Source organism: Thiofilum flexile DSM 14609 (assembly GCF_000380185.1).
Classification (GTDB): Bacteria; Pseudomonadota; Gammaproteobacteria; order Thiotrichales; family Thiotrichaceae; genus Thiofilum; species Thiofilum flexile.
The window spans coordinates 1-16735 of the sequence record NZ_KB904773.1 but is presented as its reverse complement, the minus strand read 5'-3'; the positions used below and the strand labels follow the sequence as shown (position 1 = coordinate 16735).

The following is a 16735-nucleotide window of genomic DNA, read 5'->3' as shown; positions in this document are numbered from 1 at the left end:
AAACTACTTATCCTCCGCGATATTCAGGGCATGGCGTTGTAGATAAAAGGCTTGTGCGATAACAAACACCAATGTTAGCCCTAATACGCCAAATAATTTGAAGTTCACCCACGCTGTTTCACTAAAATTATAGGCTACTATCAAATTCAAAATACCTAATACCAAGAAAAACCCTACCCAAAGACGATTCGCCTTCAACCAGATAGGTCTGGGGACTTGCAAGGCTTTGCCCATCATGCGCTCGACTAAAGGCTTGCGTTCTCCCACCCATTCGCTGCCTAAGAATACAGCAGCAAACAGCCAATTGATAACCGTTACTTTCCAAATAATGAAATTACCATCTCGGAATGCCAAGGTGAGCGAGCCAAACGCAATCAGTATGGCTAAGGAGATGACATGCATGCGCTCTAATTTGCGATAGATCACAAAGTGGACAATATTTTGAATAAGTGTCGCAATAATAATCCCCAAGGTGGCTAGTAAAATAGCATGTTTAGGTTCACCCGGCGTTAGCTCTACTAAAGGTAAGCGGTTAGCAAGCTCTATCCATTGTGGGGGAATATCCCCGTAAAATTTATAGATAAGGAAAAAGATTACCACCGGAAGAAAATCAAATAATTGTTTCATAGAATCAGACTGGCTATCCTTGTGATAGACTCTAAAAAATCCATTGTAAACGATAAATGATACATGAGTCAGTTCTTACCTATTCATCCCGAAAATCCACAAAAACGCTTGATCCTTCAAGCCGTGGAGTTGATTAAAGCCGGTGGCGTCATCGTGTTCCCTACCGATTCGAGCTATGCCTTAGGTTGCCATATGGGCGACAAAGAGGCCATGGAGCGTATTCAGCGCATCCGCCGCTTGAGCGATAAGCATAATTTCACCTTGATATGTCGTGATTTATCTGAAATTGCTAATTACGCGATTGTAGATAACATTAATTATCGTTTACTTAAAATGCTCACACCGGGGCCTTATACCTTTATTCTCAAGGCCTCTAAAGAAGTACCTCGGCGTATGCAAACCCCCAAACGTAAAACGATTGGCCTACGCATCCCCGACCATATTGTCACGCAGGCACTGCTACAGGAACTCAATGAGCCGCTCATGTCGGTGACACTGATTATGCCGGATGAGCTGCTGCCAATGACCGACCCCTATCAAATTCAGGTATTACTCGGCAATCAAGTCGATTTAATTATTGATGGGGGGTTTTGTGGGCAAGAGCCGACTACCGTATTAGATTTAATGGTCGAACCACCTGAAGTACTGCGCGAAGGGAAGGGGGATATTAAATGGTTAGTAGGACATTAGGAGCTTTAAATGGGTGATCTAGCCTTTGAGGAAGTGATTTATAAATTTGCCGTGTGGGCTTTACCCGTCTTGTATGCGATTACGCTGCATGAGGTAGCACACGGCTGGATGGCGAATAAATTAGGGGATAGTACCGCTAAAATGCTAGGGCGCTTATCTCTTAATCCGCTCAAACATATCGATCCTATCGGAACGGTTTTAGTACCTGTAATGCTATTACTGATCAATTCACCGTTTTTATTCGGCTGGGCCAAGCCGGTGCCGGTTAATTTTAGAAATCTTAAAAACTACCGGCGTGATATGGTGGTGGTTGCAGCGGCAGGGCCTTTAGCTAATTTAGCCATGGCGGTCGGTTGGTCGCTCTTATTGTGGTTGTTTTATCTCATAATACCCGATGCAAATGTGCAACGAGGCTTGATGCAAATGAGTATTGCAGGTATTTTGATCAATCTGATTTTAATGGTATTTAATCTTCTCCCTATTCCTCCGCTGGATGGGGGGCGGGTATTATCGGGGTTAACCCCTCCACGTATTAGCCAAGTGCTTGACCGTATTGAACCGTATGGCATGTTTATTATTTTAGGCTTGTTAGTGTTAGGGGTATTACCTATGATTCTCAACCCCATAGTGGGTAGTCTGTTTGGTTTACTCACGGCTTGGATGAGTTAGATCAATCGTTTAGTTTCTCATCGATATAAGGCATATAAGGTAAGGAAACATCGTGGCAACGAATCTATTAAGTAATCAACGTATTGTGTCGGGGATGCGTCCTACAGGGCGTTTGCATTTGGGTCATTATCATGGCGTGCTCAAAAATTGGGTGGAAATGCAAACCGATAATGAGTGCTTTTTCTTTGTTGCTGACTGGCATGCTCTGACCACTCATTATGAGCATCCACAAGAGATTTCTACGCATGTCGAGGATTTGGTGATTGATTGGTTAGCGGCGGGTATTTCCCCTAAAGATGCGACCATTTTTGCCCAGTCTCATGTGCCGGAGCATGCAGAATTACATTTATTGCTCTCTATGGTGACACCTTTGGGTTGGTTGGAGCGGGTTCCTACTTACAAAGACCAACAAGAGAAACTCAAAGAGCGCGATTTATCTACCTACGGCTTCCTAGGTTATCCGTTATTACAATCCGCCGATATTCTGATTTATAAAGCGGATTGTGTGCCAGTGGGTGAGGATCAGGTCGCACACATTGAGCTAACCCGTGAGGTGGCAAGGCGTTTTAATCATCTTTATGGTCGTGAAGTCGGATTTGAGGAAAAGGCCGAAGCGGCGATTAATAAGATGAGTAAAAAAGATGCCAAGCTTTACCGCGAATTACGTAAATCTTATCAAGAGCAAGGCGATACCGAGGCTATATCGATAGGTCGGGCGCTATTGGAAGAGCAGCATAATATTTCTCTGGGGGATCGGGAGCGTCTGTTAGGTTATTTGGATGGTGTTGGCAAAACGATTTTACCCGAACCCCAAGCGGCGTTGACTAAGGCCTCGAAAATGCCCGGTTTAGATGGTCAAAAGATGTCTAAATCCTATGGCAATACCATTATGCTGCGTGAGCCATTAGAGCAAGTCGAGAAAAAAATTCGCACCATGCCTACCGATCCCGCGCGGGTACGCCGCACCGATGCAGGTGATCCTGATAAATGCCCGGTATGGGAATTACATCAGGTTTACACCGATGCGGCTACCCATGAATGGGTACAACAAGGGTGTCGTAGTGCGGGCATTGGTTGTCTTGAATGTAAAGGCCCAGTGATTGAAGCTATTAAGGCTGAGCTTAGTGTCATTCAAAACCGTGCTGCAGAGTACGAAGGTAATCGCTCCTTAGTGCAAAATATTTTGCATGAGGGGGCGGAATCCGCGCGGCGGGTGGCACGGCAAACTATGGATGAGGTATTGGACGCGATTGGTTTTACCCATCGTGCTTGAGTTAACCCCAGAGGCGAGTACCCCACTCGCCTTAGTGTGGGGGGAACCCCTCGCTACCTTACCTAATGATCTATACATCCCTCCTGATGCGCTTGCTGTCGTGCTAGAAGCATTTGAAGGGCCTTTGGATTTATTATTGTATTTGATTCGCCGCCAGAATTTAGCCATTAGCGATATTCCGATAGCAGCGATTACCGAGCAATATATGGCGTATGTGGAGGTCATGAAGGTATTTAATCTTGACCTCGCCGCCGAATACTTAGTCATGGCAGCACTCTTAGCTGAAATTAAATCGCGGGCTTTACTGCCTATAGAAGCGACTGCAACTACTGAGGAGCATGATCCTCGTATGGAGCTAATCAAGCGCCTGAAAGAATACGAGCGTTTTAAAAAAGCCGCGCAAGCACTAGATGACTTACCGCGCTTAGAGCGGGAGCACTTTACCGCTCATGCGGAGGTTGAAAGAGCTAAACAGGCTGTGCTTTTGCCAGAGGTGGAGTTACGCGAATTATTACTTTCTTGTCAGGCAGTTATGAAACGTGCCGAGGTCTCTGCTCATCATAGTATTCGCCGTGAACCGCTCTCGATTCGTGACCGTATGAGTAAGGTACTGAGTGCATTACAGCTCAACACGGCTGTCGCATTTGAACAACTATTCACCTTAGACGAAGGGCGGCGTGGGGTGGTAGTAACCTTTATGGCGATTTTAGAGCTATTAAAAGCGCATTTAATTGAGGTTTTGCCGCAAAGTACACCTTATGCTCCCCTGATGATTACCACCGTCGAAACCGCATAAATGAACGCTACTATTAATCATGATGCCCTCGCTCTGATTCTGGAGGCTATTTTACTCAGTAGTGATAAATCGTTATCACTAGAGCAGTTAGAGGCCTTTTTTAGCCCAGACGAACAGGTTACTCGTGCAGATGTGCGACAGGGGCTTACTGCCTTACGGACTTTATGCGCGGGACGCAGTTTTGAGCTAAAGGAAACGGTATCCGGCTTTAGATTGCAAACCCGTGCCTATTATCAGCCTTGGGTGCAACGTCATTTTGAGGAAAAACCAGCGAAATACTCCCGTGCTTTATTAGAAACCTTGGCATTGATTGCTTGGCGACAGCCTATTACTCGTGCTGAAATCGAAGAAGTGCGTGGGGTGGCGGTCAATCCTGCGATTTTAAAAACCCTACAAGAACGTGACTGGATCAGAGTTTTAGGGCATAAAGAAGTGCCCGGACGTCCTGCCTTGTGGGGGACTACGCGCCAATTTTTAGATTATTTTAATCTACGTTCATTAGATGAATTACCCAGTTTAGAAGCGTTGAGTACTCATACGCTAGATGAGTTAGTTTTATAGGCCGAGAAAAATCTCAGTCTATACCAAAGTAATCGGGTATTTCTGGAGCAGTCTTGGCGGCAAGGATGCCGCCTTGTAGCGTACAAGGATGTATTCACAGCGACTGCGGAAGAAATACCCGATTACTTTGGCTCAAGTACTCAAAATCTAACAGCCGCTTATTATTTCACATGCCGTGAAGCTCTAGCTTTAAACGCCGCCTTAGTCCGCCGCTGTTTAGTTTTGGAGATTGTTTTGGGTTTGGGGGTAGGAGTAACGGGAACAATCACTGTGCGTGCTAAGCGCGTAGAGCTGGGTTTTAAGTAGGGGGTTAGCTGAATACTCCAACTAGCCAAGAGTTGCTGATAGCGTTGCGTACAACGTTTATCTTGGTTTTTTAAAAACTTATGATAATTCGCTAAGTATTGATAGTGTTTAGGGTTACTACCATAGACATGGCATAATAAGCGTTGAGAGCGCACTATATCGCCACTGTGGTCATCCCAATGGGCAATCGCCCCTTTGGCTTTTCCGGGTACACGGTTAGCAATATCAAACATATCGGCAGTACTAATGGTGATTTCTGCCCCGCCCGAAAAAGAGTCGAGTAAAATAGTGGTAGCAAAATAATCCGCTACATCTTCCTCCTTGGCAAATAGGGGGATTTTGTACATATCAATAAACGCATGTCCTAATTCATGGAATAAGACATAAATCAAGGTATCCATCGCCGCTTGCGTGGAGGTAAGCCCGGTGCGTCCATAACGCGCACTATTGAAGAGTAAAATCATTTCAGCCATGAAATTATAAGGCACATCAATAGTATGGGTTTTTAAGTCAAATAATGGCCCATCAAAGTGACCAAAACGGATTTGTATAGGATAGAGTAAGCGAAATTCTTGATTAACAAATTTGGCAAAGTCTTGAATTTCAACCATTTTAGATAAGAGCTGGCGCATATGAGCTTCAGCAGGAGTATGGGCTTTATGAAATTGAACACTTAAAGTAGCGGAGGTGCTCGCTCCAGCACTGGGGAGGACTCCAAACCACCCCAAGAGGCAGACCCATAATAATGTGGCTAAGGATAAGCGTTTCATATTTAAAGCTCCGTGGCCTTTTTTGTGGCATACAGGATGATGAACTCGATTCTAATACAGGGTCTAGGATGATTATAGAGTGCTTGTTTAGTTCCTTAACCCTGGGTTTATGACCCCAATAGATTGATTTATCGATGAATACAACCCACCTTTCAGCTAAAACCAAGCTTCAGTGGCTCAAGCGTTGGCGCTCTTTAGGGCAGTTTTCGCTAACACTCAGTTTGTTATTCAATGGCTTAGCAGGTTTAGTCCTTATCCTGCAAGCGGGGTTATTAGCCTTTATAGTGAATGCTGTACTGTTTAAACAGGCCACTCTAACCTCATTGACCCTAGAATTAGCCTTATTATTAGCACTATTGCCTATCCGTTTGGGGCTAATCTGGGGGGCTAATTGGAGTGCGACTGAAGCGGCTTTGCGTATTAAACAGCAGCTACGTGAGCAACTCTATCTCCAAATCCAAACCTTAGACTCTATAGGGCTTAAGGATGACTCTAATGGGCAAATAATCAATACCCTAACCGACAAAGTAGAGGCTTTAGAAGGTTATTATGCCCGCTACTTGCCAACAATGAGTAGTTTAGCATGGTTATTACTCGCTATTTTTATAACCGTGTTGGGGTTAGATAGGATATCGGTACTAGTGATGTTAGTAACGGCTCCGCTAATTCCGTTATTTATGATGTTAATTGGTCAAGGAACAGAAAAGCGTAATCAACAACAATGGCAAACCTTATCGCGGCTAAGTGCTTATTTATTAGAGGTTTTGCAAAATATTACTGCCCTGAAATTATTTAATACCAGTAAAAAAGAAGCACACGTTTTAGCTCAGTTATCCGATCATTATCGCATTAGTACCATGCAGGTATTGCGTATTGCTTTCTTATCCTCTCTTGCTTTGGAGTTTTTGGCTTCTGTGAGTATAGCGCTCATCGCGGTATTGATTGGTTTTAGATTAATGTGGGGGGAAATGGATTTTTTTGCCGGGTTTTTTGTGCTATTACTAGCCCCCGAATTTTATTTACCCCTGCGTTCTTTAGGCACCCATTATCATGCCCGTTTAGAAGCGTTGGGGGCGTTAGATAGCATTGTAGTGCTGTTAGCATCCTCTGCGTCTCCGTCAGCCTTGAAGCACTCTGAAACCCTAGCAAACCCTATTCAAACGGTACACTTCCAACAGGTGGGTGTGCGATATGCGGATGAGCGCATAGGGTTAAAACCATTATCCGCTACTCTAAAACTCAAGCAATCCATCGCTATAGTTGGAGAGAGTGGAGCGGGTAAGAGTACCGTTTTGCAGCTTATCTTAGGCTTACAAGCACCGAGTTCAGGGCAAATATTGCTAGAGGAGCACCCGCTTACCACGGCAGTGCGGGGGCAATGGTGGCAACAGATTGCTTGGATTCCACAACGTCCGCATCTCATAGCCGGTTCTGTGCTGGATAATATTGCCCTAGGTGTGAAGCAGCCGCAGCGTGATCAAGTGATAGCAGCAGCACAACAAGCCTATGCTCATGAGTTTATTCAAACCCTAGCACACGGATATGACACTTTAGTCGGGGAAGGGGGCGTGCGCTTGTCAGGTGGGCAGGTGCAACGTATTGCTCTCGCACGCGCGTTATTTAAAAACGCGCCGATTTGGGTGGTGGATGAGCCTACCGCGCATTTGGATGCTGAAACCGAGCGCTTGATTCAAGCTGTACTCTATCAAATAGGGCGTGAGCGTACTTTGATTATGGTAACGCATCGCTTGCAAGTCTTAGCGCAAATGGATTGGATTTGGGTGATGAGCCAAGGTGAGTTAGTTGCAGAGGGGACGCATGAGCAGTTATTAGCAAATTCATCCCCTTATCAAACCCTGCTCAGCCCATTCGAGGAGGGGAGGGAATGACCGAGCTATTACGCCTATTCGCTTTGATGCGTCCCTACTGGGGCTGGATCGTGTTAGGGATTTTGCTGTCTTGGATCACGACCTTGGCAAATTTGGCGCTATTGGCTATTTCAGGCTGGTTTATTAGTGCGATGGCATTAGCGGGGATAGCGCAGGCGAGTATGAATTATTTCACGCCCGCCGCCCTCATTCGAGGGGCAGCGATTACCCGTACTGCCGGACGCTATGCCGAGCGTGTAGTCACGCATGATGCAACCTTTAAAATCTTGTCGCAACTGCGGGTCTGGCTCTATGAAAAAATTGAACCACTCGCGCCCGCTGGTTTAGAGCACTATCATCGTGGCGATGTATTTAACCGCATTCGGGCGGATATTGAGGTTTTAAATCAGGTTTATTTGCGCCTTTTAGTGCCTAGTATAGTCGCTATTTTAACCTTGATAGTATTGGCTTTAGTGTGGTGCTGGTTTGATTGGCGCTTGGCTTTAGTACAACTCAGCTTATTAATAACCATCGCTGTGGGTTTGAGTGCTTTGAGTTATTACGCCACTTTTAAGGTAGGCAAAGCCGCCGTACAAACCCGTGCGGAGTTAACCAGTCATTTAGTGGATGATTTACAGGCTTGGGATGAATTAGCGATTTATGGCGCATTAGAACAGCGCTTTGAGCGTTTCCAAGTATTGAATCAAACTCTAATCGAGCAGCAGCGCCATGTGAGTCGCTGGAATACTTTAGTTCAAGCCGCTTTAATGAGTTTGGGGTATCTAGCTATGGTTGTGGTACTCATACAAGTCATACCGCTGGTACATCAAGGACAAGTCCCGCCGGCTTATTTAGCCTTATTTACCTTATTAGCCTTGGGCAGTATGGAGATTATTCAGCCCCTACCTTTGGCGGTACAAAGCTTAGGCGAGTCGGTTACAGCGGCTAAACGTATTTTTAGTTTGGCAGATAGTCCTTTACCCATACAAGAGCCTGCTCAGCCTCAGGTGATGCCACAGCAGTTTGAGCTGCGGGTACAAGCGGTTAGCTATAGCTATCCGAATAGCCAACAACCAGCACTTAGACCCCTATCTTTTATCCTAAGACAGGGCAGTAGTATTGCCTTACTAGGGCGCAGTGGAGTAGGTAAGAGCACCTTAGTGCAGCTCTTAACTCGTTTACGCCCAATCAGCACGGGACATATTTATGTGAATCAAACACCGATTGAACAGTTTGAATCCGAAGCGCTGCGTAGTGGTATTGCGGTAGCTATGCAAACGGTGCAGTTATTTGATCAAACGATTGCCGCTAATTTACGCCTAGCTAAACCGGATGCTACCGATGTTGAGCTAGAGGCGGCGTGTCGTTGTGTGCAATTGCATGATTTTATCCAAGCCCAACCTCAGGGGTATGATACTTGGGTAGGGGAGACGGGTGTGCGCCTATCGGGTGGGCAAGCACGGCGTTTAACCTTAGCTCGCGCGTTATTAAAACCTGCATCACTGGTGATTTTAGATGAGCCTATGGAAGGATTAGATAGTGTAACGGCAGAGCAGGTGATGGCGCAGTTATTAACAGGGATAAAAGCGAAAGGGCAAAGTTTAATTTTGATTACCCATCAGCCTTATGGTTTAAAAAATATCGATGAAATTATGGTAGTGCGTTCTGACGCCCCGTCATAGTTAATTCTAAATAGCCTGCCATCACAATCCCCTCTATTTAATAGGTTATAATTCAATTTTTTACATCGTGAGCTGGGTGTATCCTATCCTAGAGTGAGCCGTAGAGCCTCAATCCACTATTAGGAGAGCACCACATGATACCGGATGATATTGTTGATATATCGCGGCTGCAATTTGCACTCACCGCGCTGTATCACTTCCTCTTTGTTCCTCTCACCATAGGAATGACCTTTATCCTTGCCATTATGGAGTCGGTTTATGTCATGACCGGCAAGGAAATTTATAAAGACATGGTCAAATTCTGGGGCAAGTTATTTGGTATTAACTTCGCACTCGGCGTGACTACTGGCCTTACGATGGAGTTCCAATTCGGCACTAACTGGGCCTATTACTCGCATTATGTGGGCGATATTTTTGGCGCACCGTTGGCGATTGAGGGCTTAATGGCGTTCTTTTTAGAGTCCACCTTTGTGGGGATGTTTTTCTTTGGCTGGGAGCGCCTATCTAAGGTACAGCACTTAGTGGTCACATGGCTGATGGCGTTGGGTACGAATTTTTCGGCGCTGTGGATCTTGATTGCTAATGGCTGGATGCAAAATCCGATTGGAGCCGAGTTTAATTACGAAACCATGCGTATGGAGCTAACTAGTTTTACCGAGGTGCTCTTTAATCCGGTCGCTCAAGTAAAATTTGTGCATACCGTCGCGGCGGGCTATGTAGCGGGTTCTATGTTTGTGCTTTCCATTAGTGCTTGGTATTTATTAAAAGGGCGTGACATTGGCTTTGCTAAGCGCTCCTTTGCTATCGCCTCCGGTTTTGGGATGGCGGCGATTTTATCCGTGATTTTATTGGGGGATGAGAGCGGTTATGAGGCCGGAGCGGTACAAAAAATGAAACTCGCCTCGATTGAGGCCGAATGGCATACCCAGCCTGCACCGGCGGGTTTTAATGTCATTGCTATCCCCGATCAAGATAAGCGTGAAAATAGCTATGAACTCAAAATTCCCTATGCCCTCGGTTTGATTGCGACGCGCTCGCTTACTGAAGAGGTAATGGGTATTAATGATTTAGTCACCCGCAACGAGGAACGGATTCGGAATGGGATGCAGGCCTATAGCCTATTCCTAAAGCTAAGACATAAGGAAGCGAGCGAGGCCGATAAGCAAGCGTTTGAACAAGTGAAAGTGGATTTAGGTTATGGCCTATTACTCAAGCGCTTTACGCCGAATGTGGTGGATGCTACCGAGGCACAAATTAAGGCCGCTGCATTTGATACTGTGCCGCAAGTAGCTCCTTTGTTCTGGGCCTTTAGAATCATGGTAGCCTCAGGTTTTTGGATGCTAATGATTTTTGCACTGGCCTTTTATTTTACCGCGACTCGCAGCGTGTTTAAAAAGCGTTGGTTATTATGGCTCATATTCTTGAGTTTACCTGTACCTTGGTTTGCGATTGAAACTGGCTGGTTTGTTGCCGAATTTGGGCGTCAACCGTGGGCGATTGGCGAGGTATTACCGACAGCATTAGCGCCCTCGAATCTGACCTATAGTGAAATTCTCTTTAGTCTGGTGGGTATTATTGTGTTTTATACCGTGTTATTGGTGATTGAGGTTTATTTAATGGTGAAATTTGCGCGTTTGGGGCCGAGCAGCCTACATACCGGACGCTACCATTTTGAAGCTCATGGCGCGGGGCATAATAGTGCCGTCATGGCTGACCTGAAACGCGATAGAGTATAGGAGTACCGACCATGATATTCGATTATGAAACCTTTAAATTAATTTGGTGGGTACTGATTGGCGTGCTGTTGATTGGTTTTGCCCTCACCGATGGTTTTGATATGGGAGTAGGGGCATTACTGCGCTATGTTGGTTATACCGATGAAGAACGGCGGGTCGCTATTAATACCATTGCCCCCCATTGGGATGGGAATCAGGTTTGGCTAGTGTTGGCGGCGGGGGCGATGTTTGCTGCTTGGCCTATTACGTTTGGCGTGGCATTTTCATCGTTTTATATTGCGATGGTGATTACTTTATTTGCCTTATTTTTCCGTCCGGTTGGGTTTGATTATCGCTCTAAGATTGAAAATGCGCGTTGGCGTGAACTATGGGATTGGGGCTTAATGATTGCCGGAATCGTGCCCCCGTTCATATTTGGGGTCGCCTTTGGTAATTTATTCCTAGGCATGCCGTTTGAGTTTGATGAGTTTATGCGTTCTAGCAGCCACGGTTCGTTTTTTGGGTTATTTCATCCCTTTGCTCTGATTGCGGGCTTATTAAGTTTAGCGATGTTTACCATGCATGGTGCGACCTATTTAATGCTGCGTACCGAAGGTGAGATATATGAACGCGCCCGCGATGCGGCTCACTATTTAGCTTTAGCAGTATTTGCCTTATTTGCTCTGGCGGGACTTTGGGTATGGCTAGGTTTAGATGGTTATAAGATTACTCAACTGCCATCACAGGGGGGGATAGCTAATCCCCTGAATAAAACCGTCGTGCTAGGGCAAAGTACGTGGCTCACTAATTATAAAACTTATCCCTTAACACTATTAGCGCCCTTAATGGGGTTAATAGGGGCTATGGGAGTATATTATTTTGCAAAAAAACAGCGAGGTGCAGGAGCCTTTTTCAGTAGTGCCATGGCTTTAATCGGTATTATTGTAACGGCTGGCGTTTCGCTTTTCCCCTTCATTATGCCGTCGAGTTTAAATCCTAGTCATAGTTTAACGGTGTGGGATGCCACTTCGAGTCATTTAACCTTAGCTATAATGTTTTGGGTAGCAATGATTTTTGTTCCTTTGATTATTATTTATACACTATGGTGTTATCGTGCCATGTGGGGAAAAATTACGATTGCCTTTGTGCGTAAAAATGATCATTCGGTTTATTAGAATTATTAAGGAGTACATGATGTGGTATTTCGCTTGGATTTTAGGGGTATTACTGGCCTGTTCCTTTGGCATTATTAATGTAATGTGGCTAGAGTTAAATGGTATTGATGATGATTAATATATCACTATTAAAGTTTTATTAAGTCTTGGATACAGTTACCACTGAGACGTATGTTGAATTTACTTTGAGTGGTGTAAAATAAGGAGAAAGCGTTAGGAAAACGTTTTCTCTGACCTCATAGGAGTCCATTTGCATGTTACAGCAGTCGGGAAGCCACTCTTGCCAATCTTGTCAAGTTCGTCACCTGAGCATTCTATCTAGAATGTCTACTGAGCGCTTAGGTCAAATTGCTCAAGACTTTAATCCTAGTGTGATTACCTTTGGTGGTCAGGACACGATTTATTATCAAGGGGATAGCGCTCGCTATGCCTATACCGTCCGTTCGGGGTTTGTCAAATTACTCAGTATTTTACCGAATGGGCGTACCCATATTGTGCGCGTGCTCCACACGGGGGATCTATTGGGTTTTGAAGGGATTGTAGGAGGGAAATATGCTCATACTGCCATGGCTTTGACTAAGGTCGATGTGTGTCGTTTTGCCCTTTCTGAACTCATGGCGCTAAAACAAAATTATGCCGAAGTCGATGGTATGTTGACGCAGCGCTGGATTCAAAGCCTTACTAAGGCTGAGGATATGTTGGTGGAGTTGGGGGCGAAGAAAACGGGTGAGCGTTTGGGAGCCTTTTTAGTGCGCTGGTGCGAAAGTGCTCCTAAAGGGATTGAGGGCTGGGTGCCGCTACCTTTATCACGGGCTGAGGTGGGTGAGTTATTGGGGATGACGGTAGAGACGGTGAGTCGTGCCTTATCCGAATGGAAGCGCCAAGGTTTATTTCAAGAGCGCGGCGGTTTTATTCGCTTGCCTGATGTGGAGCGTTTATGTGCCACCGTGTGCAATATTAGCCGAAGTGAAGTATTAAATGTTGGATAGTGCATTGGAGCTATACATAACAGCGGTACATCCTTGTCCGTACCTGCCCGAACGTCAGGCGACTAATTTATTGGTGAATCCACAGTCACTGATTAGCAATGCCGAATATGGGCATTTATTAGATCGTGGTTTTCGGCGCAGTGGTAATGAGGTTTATCGCCCTTGTTGTAGAAACTGTAGTGACTGTATTTCGACCCGTATTCCCGTGCATTATTTTCAGCCCGACCGTAGCCAAAAACGTAATTGGAAGCGTAATCAAGATCTCATTGTACGTATTAATGCCGAAGGCTTTAAGCCGGAGTATGAGCCTTTATATCGACGCTATATTAGTGCGCGTCATGCTGGTGGAGGGATGGATAATGATGATGATATCGCCGACTTTGCGAATTTTTTAAAAGCGCATTGGTCACGTACCGTTATGATTGAGGTATATGACCCCTCTGAGCAATTATTAGCGGTTGCAACCACCGATTGGCTACAGCAGGGTTTATCTTTGGTCTATACTTTTTTTGATCCCGAAGTGGCTGAAAAAAGGAGCTTGGGTACGTTTTGTATTTTGTGGCAAATCCATTGGGCAAAAGAATTAGGGCTAGATTACGTGTACCCCGGCTATTGGATTGCCGACTCACCTAAAATGAACTACAAAACCCGCTTTTCACCCGTTGAGGGGTTAGTGGATGGGCGTTGGGTAACGTTACGCGCCTAAGCTTGGTGGTTTAATAAAAATAGTAAAATTTTCATATTGACTTTTTTAAATATTATTTGTTTTCGAGAATATCTCTTATTTTAATTTTTATTATCTATATAACCTAGCCTTCGATCATTTATTAATACTGTATTTTTTAAATAAATCATTATACTAGCCCTTAGATTCATGACGACAGTAAGGTGATTTATGCTAAAGCTAAAATATTTAACAGTTTCTTTTTTAGCTCCTTTAATACTAGTAGCGTGTGGCGGTGGTGGTGGGGGAGGTAGTGATTCTGGCTTTACTAATCCTTATGATGCGGATGCTACATATACGGGGACACGTACCCAAGCCACTATCACTAACTCTAATCAAATAGATTTTATGCGTGCTCTCTATGGGGTTGAGTATGAGGGAGTTAGTTTAGCTAGTACGGAACAAAATGCTGCTATTCAGGAGCATAGTTTTAGTAATTTCATAAAGGGACTCACGACATTAGCTTTACGTTCTACCCAAAGATCTTCGGGGTATACGCTAGCAGCCACAGCGGCTATTAGTGAAACGATTGCTTGTAAGAGTAGTGGTACTATGAAAGCTGCTGGTGAGGTGGATAATCAAACGGGTCTAGGTGTATTGACATTAACCATGACTAATTGTGTTGATACCCTTGGTAAGGCCAATGGAACTGTGCAGGTAGCCATTACAGGTTATGATACAACTCAAGGCATGGCTACGGCTTTTACCCTGACTTTTCAAAATTTAAAAGTAAATTATTCGGTAGTTTCCTATACTGCTGTGGGGACACAAAGTTATTCCTCTGCTCAAGGTATTGAAACGACCACCTCTAATATCTACCGCATGAATCATAATACTAATAAGCAAAGCTTGGTTAAAAACTATAAAGTAGTCACTTCTAGTGCCTATGCCACTACATTTAAACTCAGTGGGCAAGTGTATTTACAAGATTATGGCTATGCTACTTTAAGTACTTTAAGCAATGTGACATTTAGTGATGCGGGTATCCCCGTTGCAGGTAAAGCATTACTCTCTGGGGCTAGTAGTTCTAAATTACGCATGACAGCTAGTAACTCTAGTCTGGGGTTTGAGTTAGACAGTAATGGAGATAACACCTACGAGGAAACAGGTTATATTACGCTGTTAGAGTTATTTGGCGATGGTGATTATTGTATTAGTGGCTGCTAATTAGTTATTAATTGATAGGAAGTTCATGATTCTATGGGCTTCCTGTTTTGATAACTCTATCAAATGGTAGCTCAAATAAATCTAAATCTGTAGCCTTTATCTTCATATGGCTGGCACATACTAAATATCTATTTTGACCAGAGCATAAAACATAAATTTTATTATTATATTCAAATCTTTTTCCTAAAGCACTGGAAACTTGATGTTTTTCAGTGTCTGTTACTTGCTCATCTATAGAGATTTCATTTAAAAATATAGGGAGAGAAATATACTCAACTCCTGAAAATATTATATCAATATTGTAAGGTATATCATTTTTCTTGGGGCTTCTAATTAATAGTTGCCCATGGCTCACTTCATAAAACCAAAGTTGAAAACTACGATTTTCTAATAATTCTTTCATTACGAATAGCCTACTTCTAACACGCTAGATGAGCGTTTGTATCACTTCCAAGGGTAAATCGGCTAAATCTGCCACTGTTTTTGCATCCATACCTTTGGCTAACATACGCAAAGCCGCTTTTTTCTTGCCTTCTAATTCGCCTTCTTGTTTTCCTTTTTCTAGTCCTATTTTCTCTCCTTGCTCCAACCCTTTCTCTAACCCAATTTTCTCACCTTTCTCTAATCCAATCTTCTCCCCATCCAAACGCGCGGTTTCTTGTGTACTCATAAAGTCTCGATAATCCTTTAAGCTACTTTCATAGCCTAGACGTTCACTGGCGGGTAATTGTGCTATTTCAGCAATGCCAAATAAACGCTGAAATACTTTATCGGTGAGTTGGCTGGGGATTGTTTCTAGTTCGTGTAAATGCTTAAACACATACAGCCATTTATCTTGTAGGGTAATTAATTCGTGGGCTTGTAATTGAAAGCGTGGTAGCACTAAATAGATAAAATTGAATTTATCGTAAAATAAAATATTATCCTGATCTTTTAGCTGAGCATGGTAATACACCTTGCTTTGTTCGTCCTCAATCAGAAAATCCAGAATACCGATGGTATAAATCGCGGCGAGCTTATAATTCCAATCCCCCCGTATGGCTTGCTCTTGTATAGGGAAAGTAGAGTAAAAAATGCTCCGATCTTTGAAATAGATTTGTTTTACGCGCTGTAATTCGACAATAAAGCGCTCACCTAAAGGGCTAATACAATTAAGGTCAAAGATCGCCTTACGATCAATCGCACTGCGCCCTTGATACTCATTTTTGGTATAGCTTAAGTCTTGTACTTGATGGTGTGCCGGTAATAGGGTATTGAGGAAGCTGATCAATAAATCCTTATGCGGCTCTTCGCCAAAGAGCTTTTTAAAGCCAAAGTCAGTGAGGGGATTGAGATAGACGTCGCTCATGGCTTTACCTAGATTGGTTGCTATAGGATTGATTATAGCGAAGCTTGTCTACTAGGGCGATAGGATTTATGGAGCCTAGCAGGGCAATCGCTTGAATCTTTATTGTTGTAGAGGGATGAGTGGCTCCAAGAGTTCGGCGAGATAATCGGTTGACCAAGCGGCCTGCTTGCGNCGTACTTTGAGACTATGCTTATTTGTCTGGCTGTACCGAAGTAAGTTAGTCGCCATCTGGCGTAGGAGGGAGAAATTGTGAGCGCTATCGCCGGTACGGTTACGCGCCTTATCCTCCTGCATCAGCACATCCAAGACCCAATGGAGTCGGTTCTCAATCCCCCAATGGGAACGTACCACAAACAAGGCAGACGCCGCACTCAG

18 protein-coding genes are annotated in these 16735 nt (G+C 44.3%); 13 read left to right on the top strand and 5 right to left on the bottom strand.

Going from position 1 to position 16735, the window contains the following annotated elements; genetic code table 11:
- Positions 1-3 precede the first annotated feature (3 nt).
- Positions 4-627 (bottom strand): septation protein A, encoded by a 624-nt coding sequence (locus tag A3IK_RS0111305; RefSeq protein ID WP_020560092.1) that lies wholly within the window; start codon positions 625-627, stop codon positions 4-6.
- A gap of 63 nt (positions 628-690) precedes the next feature.
- Between A3IK_RS0111305 and A3IK_RS0111300 the strand changes: the two genes are divergently transcribed.
- From A3IK_RS0111300 to scpB, 5 genes are read left to right on the top strand one after another with little or no spacing between them, the layout of a single operon-like run.
- Positions 691-1317: an L-threonylcarbamoyladenylate synthase gene (locus A3IK_RS0111300; RefSeq protein ID WP_020560091.1), complete on the top strand. Its 627-nt coding sequence runs from the start codon at positions 691-693 to the stop codon at positions 1315-1317.
- A gap of 9 nt (positions 1318-1326) precedes the next feature.
- A complete protein-coding gene (locus A3IK_RS0111295) occupies positions 1327-1986 on the top strand; it encodes a site-2 protease family protein (RefSeq protein ID WP_020560090.1) in 660 nt (219 codons plus the stop codon).
- Between the two features lie 52 nt (positions 1987-2038).
- Entirely contained in the window at positions 2039-3259 is a 1221-nt protein-coding gene (locus tag A3IK_RS0111290; protein ID WP_020560089.1) for a tryptophan--tRNA ligase, read from the top strand.
- Positions 3252-4055, top strand: a complete 804-nt coding sequence (locus A3IK_RS0111285) for a segregation and condensation protein A (protein ID WP_020560088.1) — start codon at positions 3252-3254, stop codon at positions 4053-4055. Before A3IK_RS0111290 ends, A3IK_RS0111285 begins: the two co-directional genes overlap by 8 nt.
- Complete coding sequence (gene scpB / locus A3IK_RS19285) at positions 4056-4616, top strand: SMC-Scp complex subunit ScpB (protein WP_020560087.1); 561 nt, start codon at positions 4056-4058, stop codon at positions 4614-4616.
- Positions 4617-4777: 161 nt separating this feature from the next.
- Here the strand turns inward: scpB and A3IK_RS20390 are convergent, their stop codons facing one another.
- Positions 4778-5692 carry a DUF4344 domain-containing metallopeptidase gene (locus tag A3IK_RS20390; protein WP_020560086.1) on the bottom strand — a complete coding sequence of 305 codons (915 nt, stop codon included), beginning with the start codon at positions 5690-5692 and terminating at the stop codon, positions 4778-4780.
- Positions 5693-5826: 134 nt separating this feature from the next.
- Here A3IK_RS20390 and cydD point away from each other — a divergent pair, with 134 nt between their 5' ends.
- The 8 genes from cydD (at position 5827) to A3IK_RS0111235 (ending at position 15012) form a co-directional block, all read left to right on the top strand.
- Positions 5827-7581: a thiol reductant ABC exporter subunit CydD gene (gene cydD, locus A3IK_RS0111270; protein WP_020560085.1), complete on the top strand. Its 1755-nt coding sequence runs from the start codon at positions 5827-5829 to the stop codon at positions 7579-7581.
- Positions 7578-9242 carry a thiol reductant ABC exporter subunit CydC gene (gene cydC / locus A3IK_RS19275; RefSeq protein WP_020560084.1) on the top strand — a complete coding sequence of 555 codons (1665 nt, stop codon included), beginning with the start codon at positions 7578-7580 and terminating at the stop codon, positions 9240-9242. Before cydD ends, cydC begins: the two co-directional genes overlap by 4 nt.
- Before the next feature lie 134 nt (positions 9243-9376).
- The gene (locus A3IK_RS0111260; RefSeq protein WP_020560083.1) at positions 9377-10978 is read left to right on the top strand and encodes a cytochrome ubiquinol oxidase subunit I; all 1602 of its coding nucleotides are present in this window, start codon (positions 9377-9379) and stop codon (positions 10976-10978) included.
- A gap of 11 nt (positions 10979-10989) precedes the next feature.
- The gene (gene cydB / locus A3IK_RS0111255) at positions 10990-12132 is read left to right on the top strand and encodes a cytochrome d ubiquinol oxidase subunit II (RefSeq protein ID WP_020560082.1); all 1143 of its coding nucleotides are present in this window, start codon (positions 10990-10992) and stop codon (positions 12130-12132) included.
- 16 nt (positions 12133-12148) lie between these two features.
- Positions 12149-12250 (top strand): cytochrome bd-I oxidase subunit CydX, encoded by a 102-nt coding sequence (gene cydX / locus A3IK_RS20880; protein WP_425425428.1) that lies wholly within the window; start codon positions 12149-12151, stop codon positions 12248-12250.
- Between the two features lie 136 nt (positions 12251-12386).
- Positions 12387-13121, top strand: coding sequence for a Crp/Fnr family transcriptional regulator (locus tag A3IK_RS0111245; protein ID WP_026220932.1), 735 nt, complete (start codon positions 12387-12389; stop codon positions 13119-13121).
- Positions 13111-13827, top strand: coding sequence for an arginyltransferase (locus tag A3IK_RS0111240; protein WP_020560079.1), 717 nt, complete (start codon positions 13111-13113; stop codon positions 13825-13827). Before A3IK_RS0111245 ends, A3IK_RS0111240 begins: the two co-directional genes overlap by 11 nt.
- Positions 13828-14016: 189 nt before the next feature.
- Positions 14017-15012 carry a hypothetical protein gene (locus A3IK_RS0111235; RefSeq protein WP_020560078.1) on the top strand — a complete coding sequence of 332 codons (996 nt, stop codon included), beginning with the start codon at positions 14017-14019 and terminating at the stop codon, positions 15010-15012.
- 31 nt (positions 15013-15043) lie between these two features.
- On the opposite strand, the gene A3IK_RS0111230 is transcribed toward A3IK_RS0111235, so the two are convergent.
- From A3IK_RS0111230 to A3IK_RS0111220, 3 genes are all read right to left on the bottom strand, one after another.
- Positions 15044-15415: a hypothetical protein gene (locus tag A3IK_RS0111230; protein WP_020560077.1), complete on the bottom strand. Its 372-nt coding sequence runs from the start codon at positions 15413-15415 to the stop codon at positions 15044-15046.
- A 24-nt stretch (positions 15416-15439) separates the two neighbouring features.
- Positions 15440-16360 carry an Rpn family recombination-promoting nuclease/putative transposase gene (locus A3IK_RS0111225; protein WP_020560076.1) on the bottom strand — a complete coding sequence of 307 codons (921 nt, stop codon included), beginning with the start codon at positions 16358-16360 and terminating at the stop codon, positions 15440-15442.
- A gap of 99 nt (positions 16361-16459) precedes the next feature.
- Positions 16460-16735: an ISAs1 family transposase gene (locus A3IK_RS0111220; protein WP_026220931.1), complete on the bottom strand. Its 276-nt coding sequence runs from the start codon at positions 16733-16735 to the stop codon at positions 16460-16462.

What these genes read in the sequence shown, in the direction of transcription:
- A3IK_RS0111295 (WP_020560090.1), top strand. Translation starts at nt 1,327, where the DNA reads ATGGGTGATCTAGCCTTTGAGGAAGTGATTTATAAATTTGCCGTGTGG.
- A3IK_RS0111305 (WP_020560092.1), bottom strand. Translation starts at nt 627, where the DNA reads ATGAAACAATTATTTGATTTTCTTCCGGTGGTAATCTTTTTCCTTATC.
- A3IK_RS0111260 (WP_020560083.1), top strand. Translation starts at nt 9,377, where the DNA reads ATGATACCGGATGATATTGTTGATATATCGCGGCTGCAATTTGCACTC.
- cydX (WP_425425428.1), top strand. Translation starts at nt 12,149, where the DNA reads ATGATGTGGTATTTCGCTTGGATTTTAGGGGTATTACTGGCCTGTTCC.
- cydB (WP_020560082.1), top strand. Translation starts at nt 10,990, where the DNA reads ATGATATTCGATTATGAAACCTTTAAATTAATTTGGTGGGTACTGATT.
- A3IK_RS0111245 (WP_026220932.1), top strand. Translation starts at nt 12,387, where the DNA reads ATGTTACAGCAGTCGGGAAGCCACTCTTGCCAATCTTGTCAAGTTCGT.
- A3IK_RS0111230 (WP_020560077.1), bottom strand. Translation starts at nt 15,415, where the DNA reads ATGAAAGAATTATTAGAAAATCGTAGTTTTCAACTTTGGTTTTATGAA.
- cydD (WP_020560085.1), top strand. Translation starts at nt 5,827, where the DNA reads ATGAATACAACCCACCTTTCAGCTAAAACCAAGCTTCAGTGGCTCAAG.
- A3IK_RS20390 (WP_020560086.1), bottom strand. Translation starts at nt 5,692, where the DNA reads ATGAAACGCTTATCCTTAGCCACATTATTATGGGTCTGCCTCTTGGGG.
- A3IK_RS0111300 (WP_020560091.1), top strand. Translation starts at nt 691, where the DNA reads ATGAGTCAGTTCTTACCTATTCATCCCGAAAATCCACAAAAACGCTTG.
- cydC (WP_020560084.1), top strand. Translation starts at nt 7,578, where the DNA reads ATGACCGAGCTATTACGCCTATTCGCTTTGATGCGTCCCTACTGGGGC.
- A3IK_RS0111235 (WP_020560078.1), top strand. Translation starts at nt 14,017, where the DNA reads ATGCTAAAGCTAAAATATTTAACAGTTTCTTTTTTAGCTCCTTTAATA.
- A3IK_RS0111240 (WP_020560079.1), top strand. Translation starts at nt 13,111, where the DNA reads ATGTTGGATAGTGCATTGGAGCTATACATAACAGCGGTACATCCTTGT.
- A3IK_RS0111225 (WP_020560076.1), bottom strand. Translation starts at nt 16,360, where the DNA reads ATGAGCGACGTCTATCTCAATCCCCTCACTGACTTTGGCTTTAAAAAG.
- scpB (WP_020560087.1), top strand. Translation starts at nt 4,056, where the DNA reads ATGAACGCTACTATTAATCATGATGCCCTCGCTCTGATTCTGGAGGCT.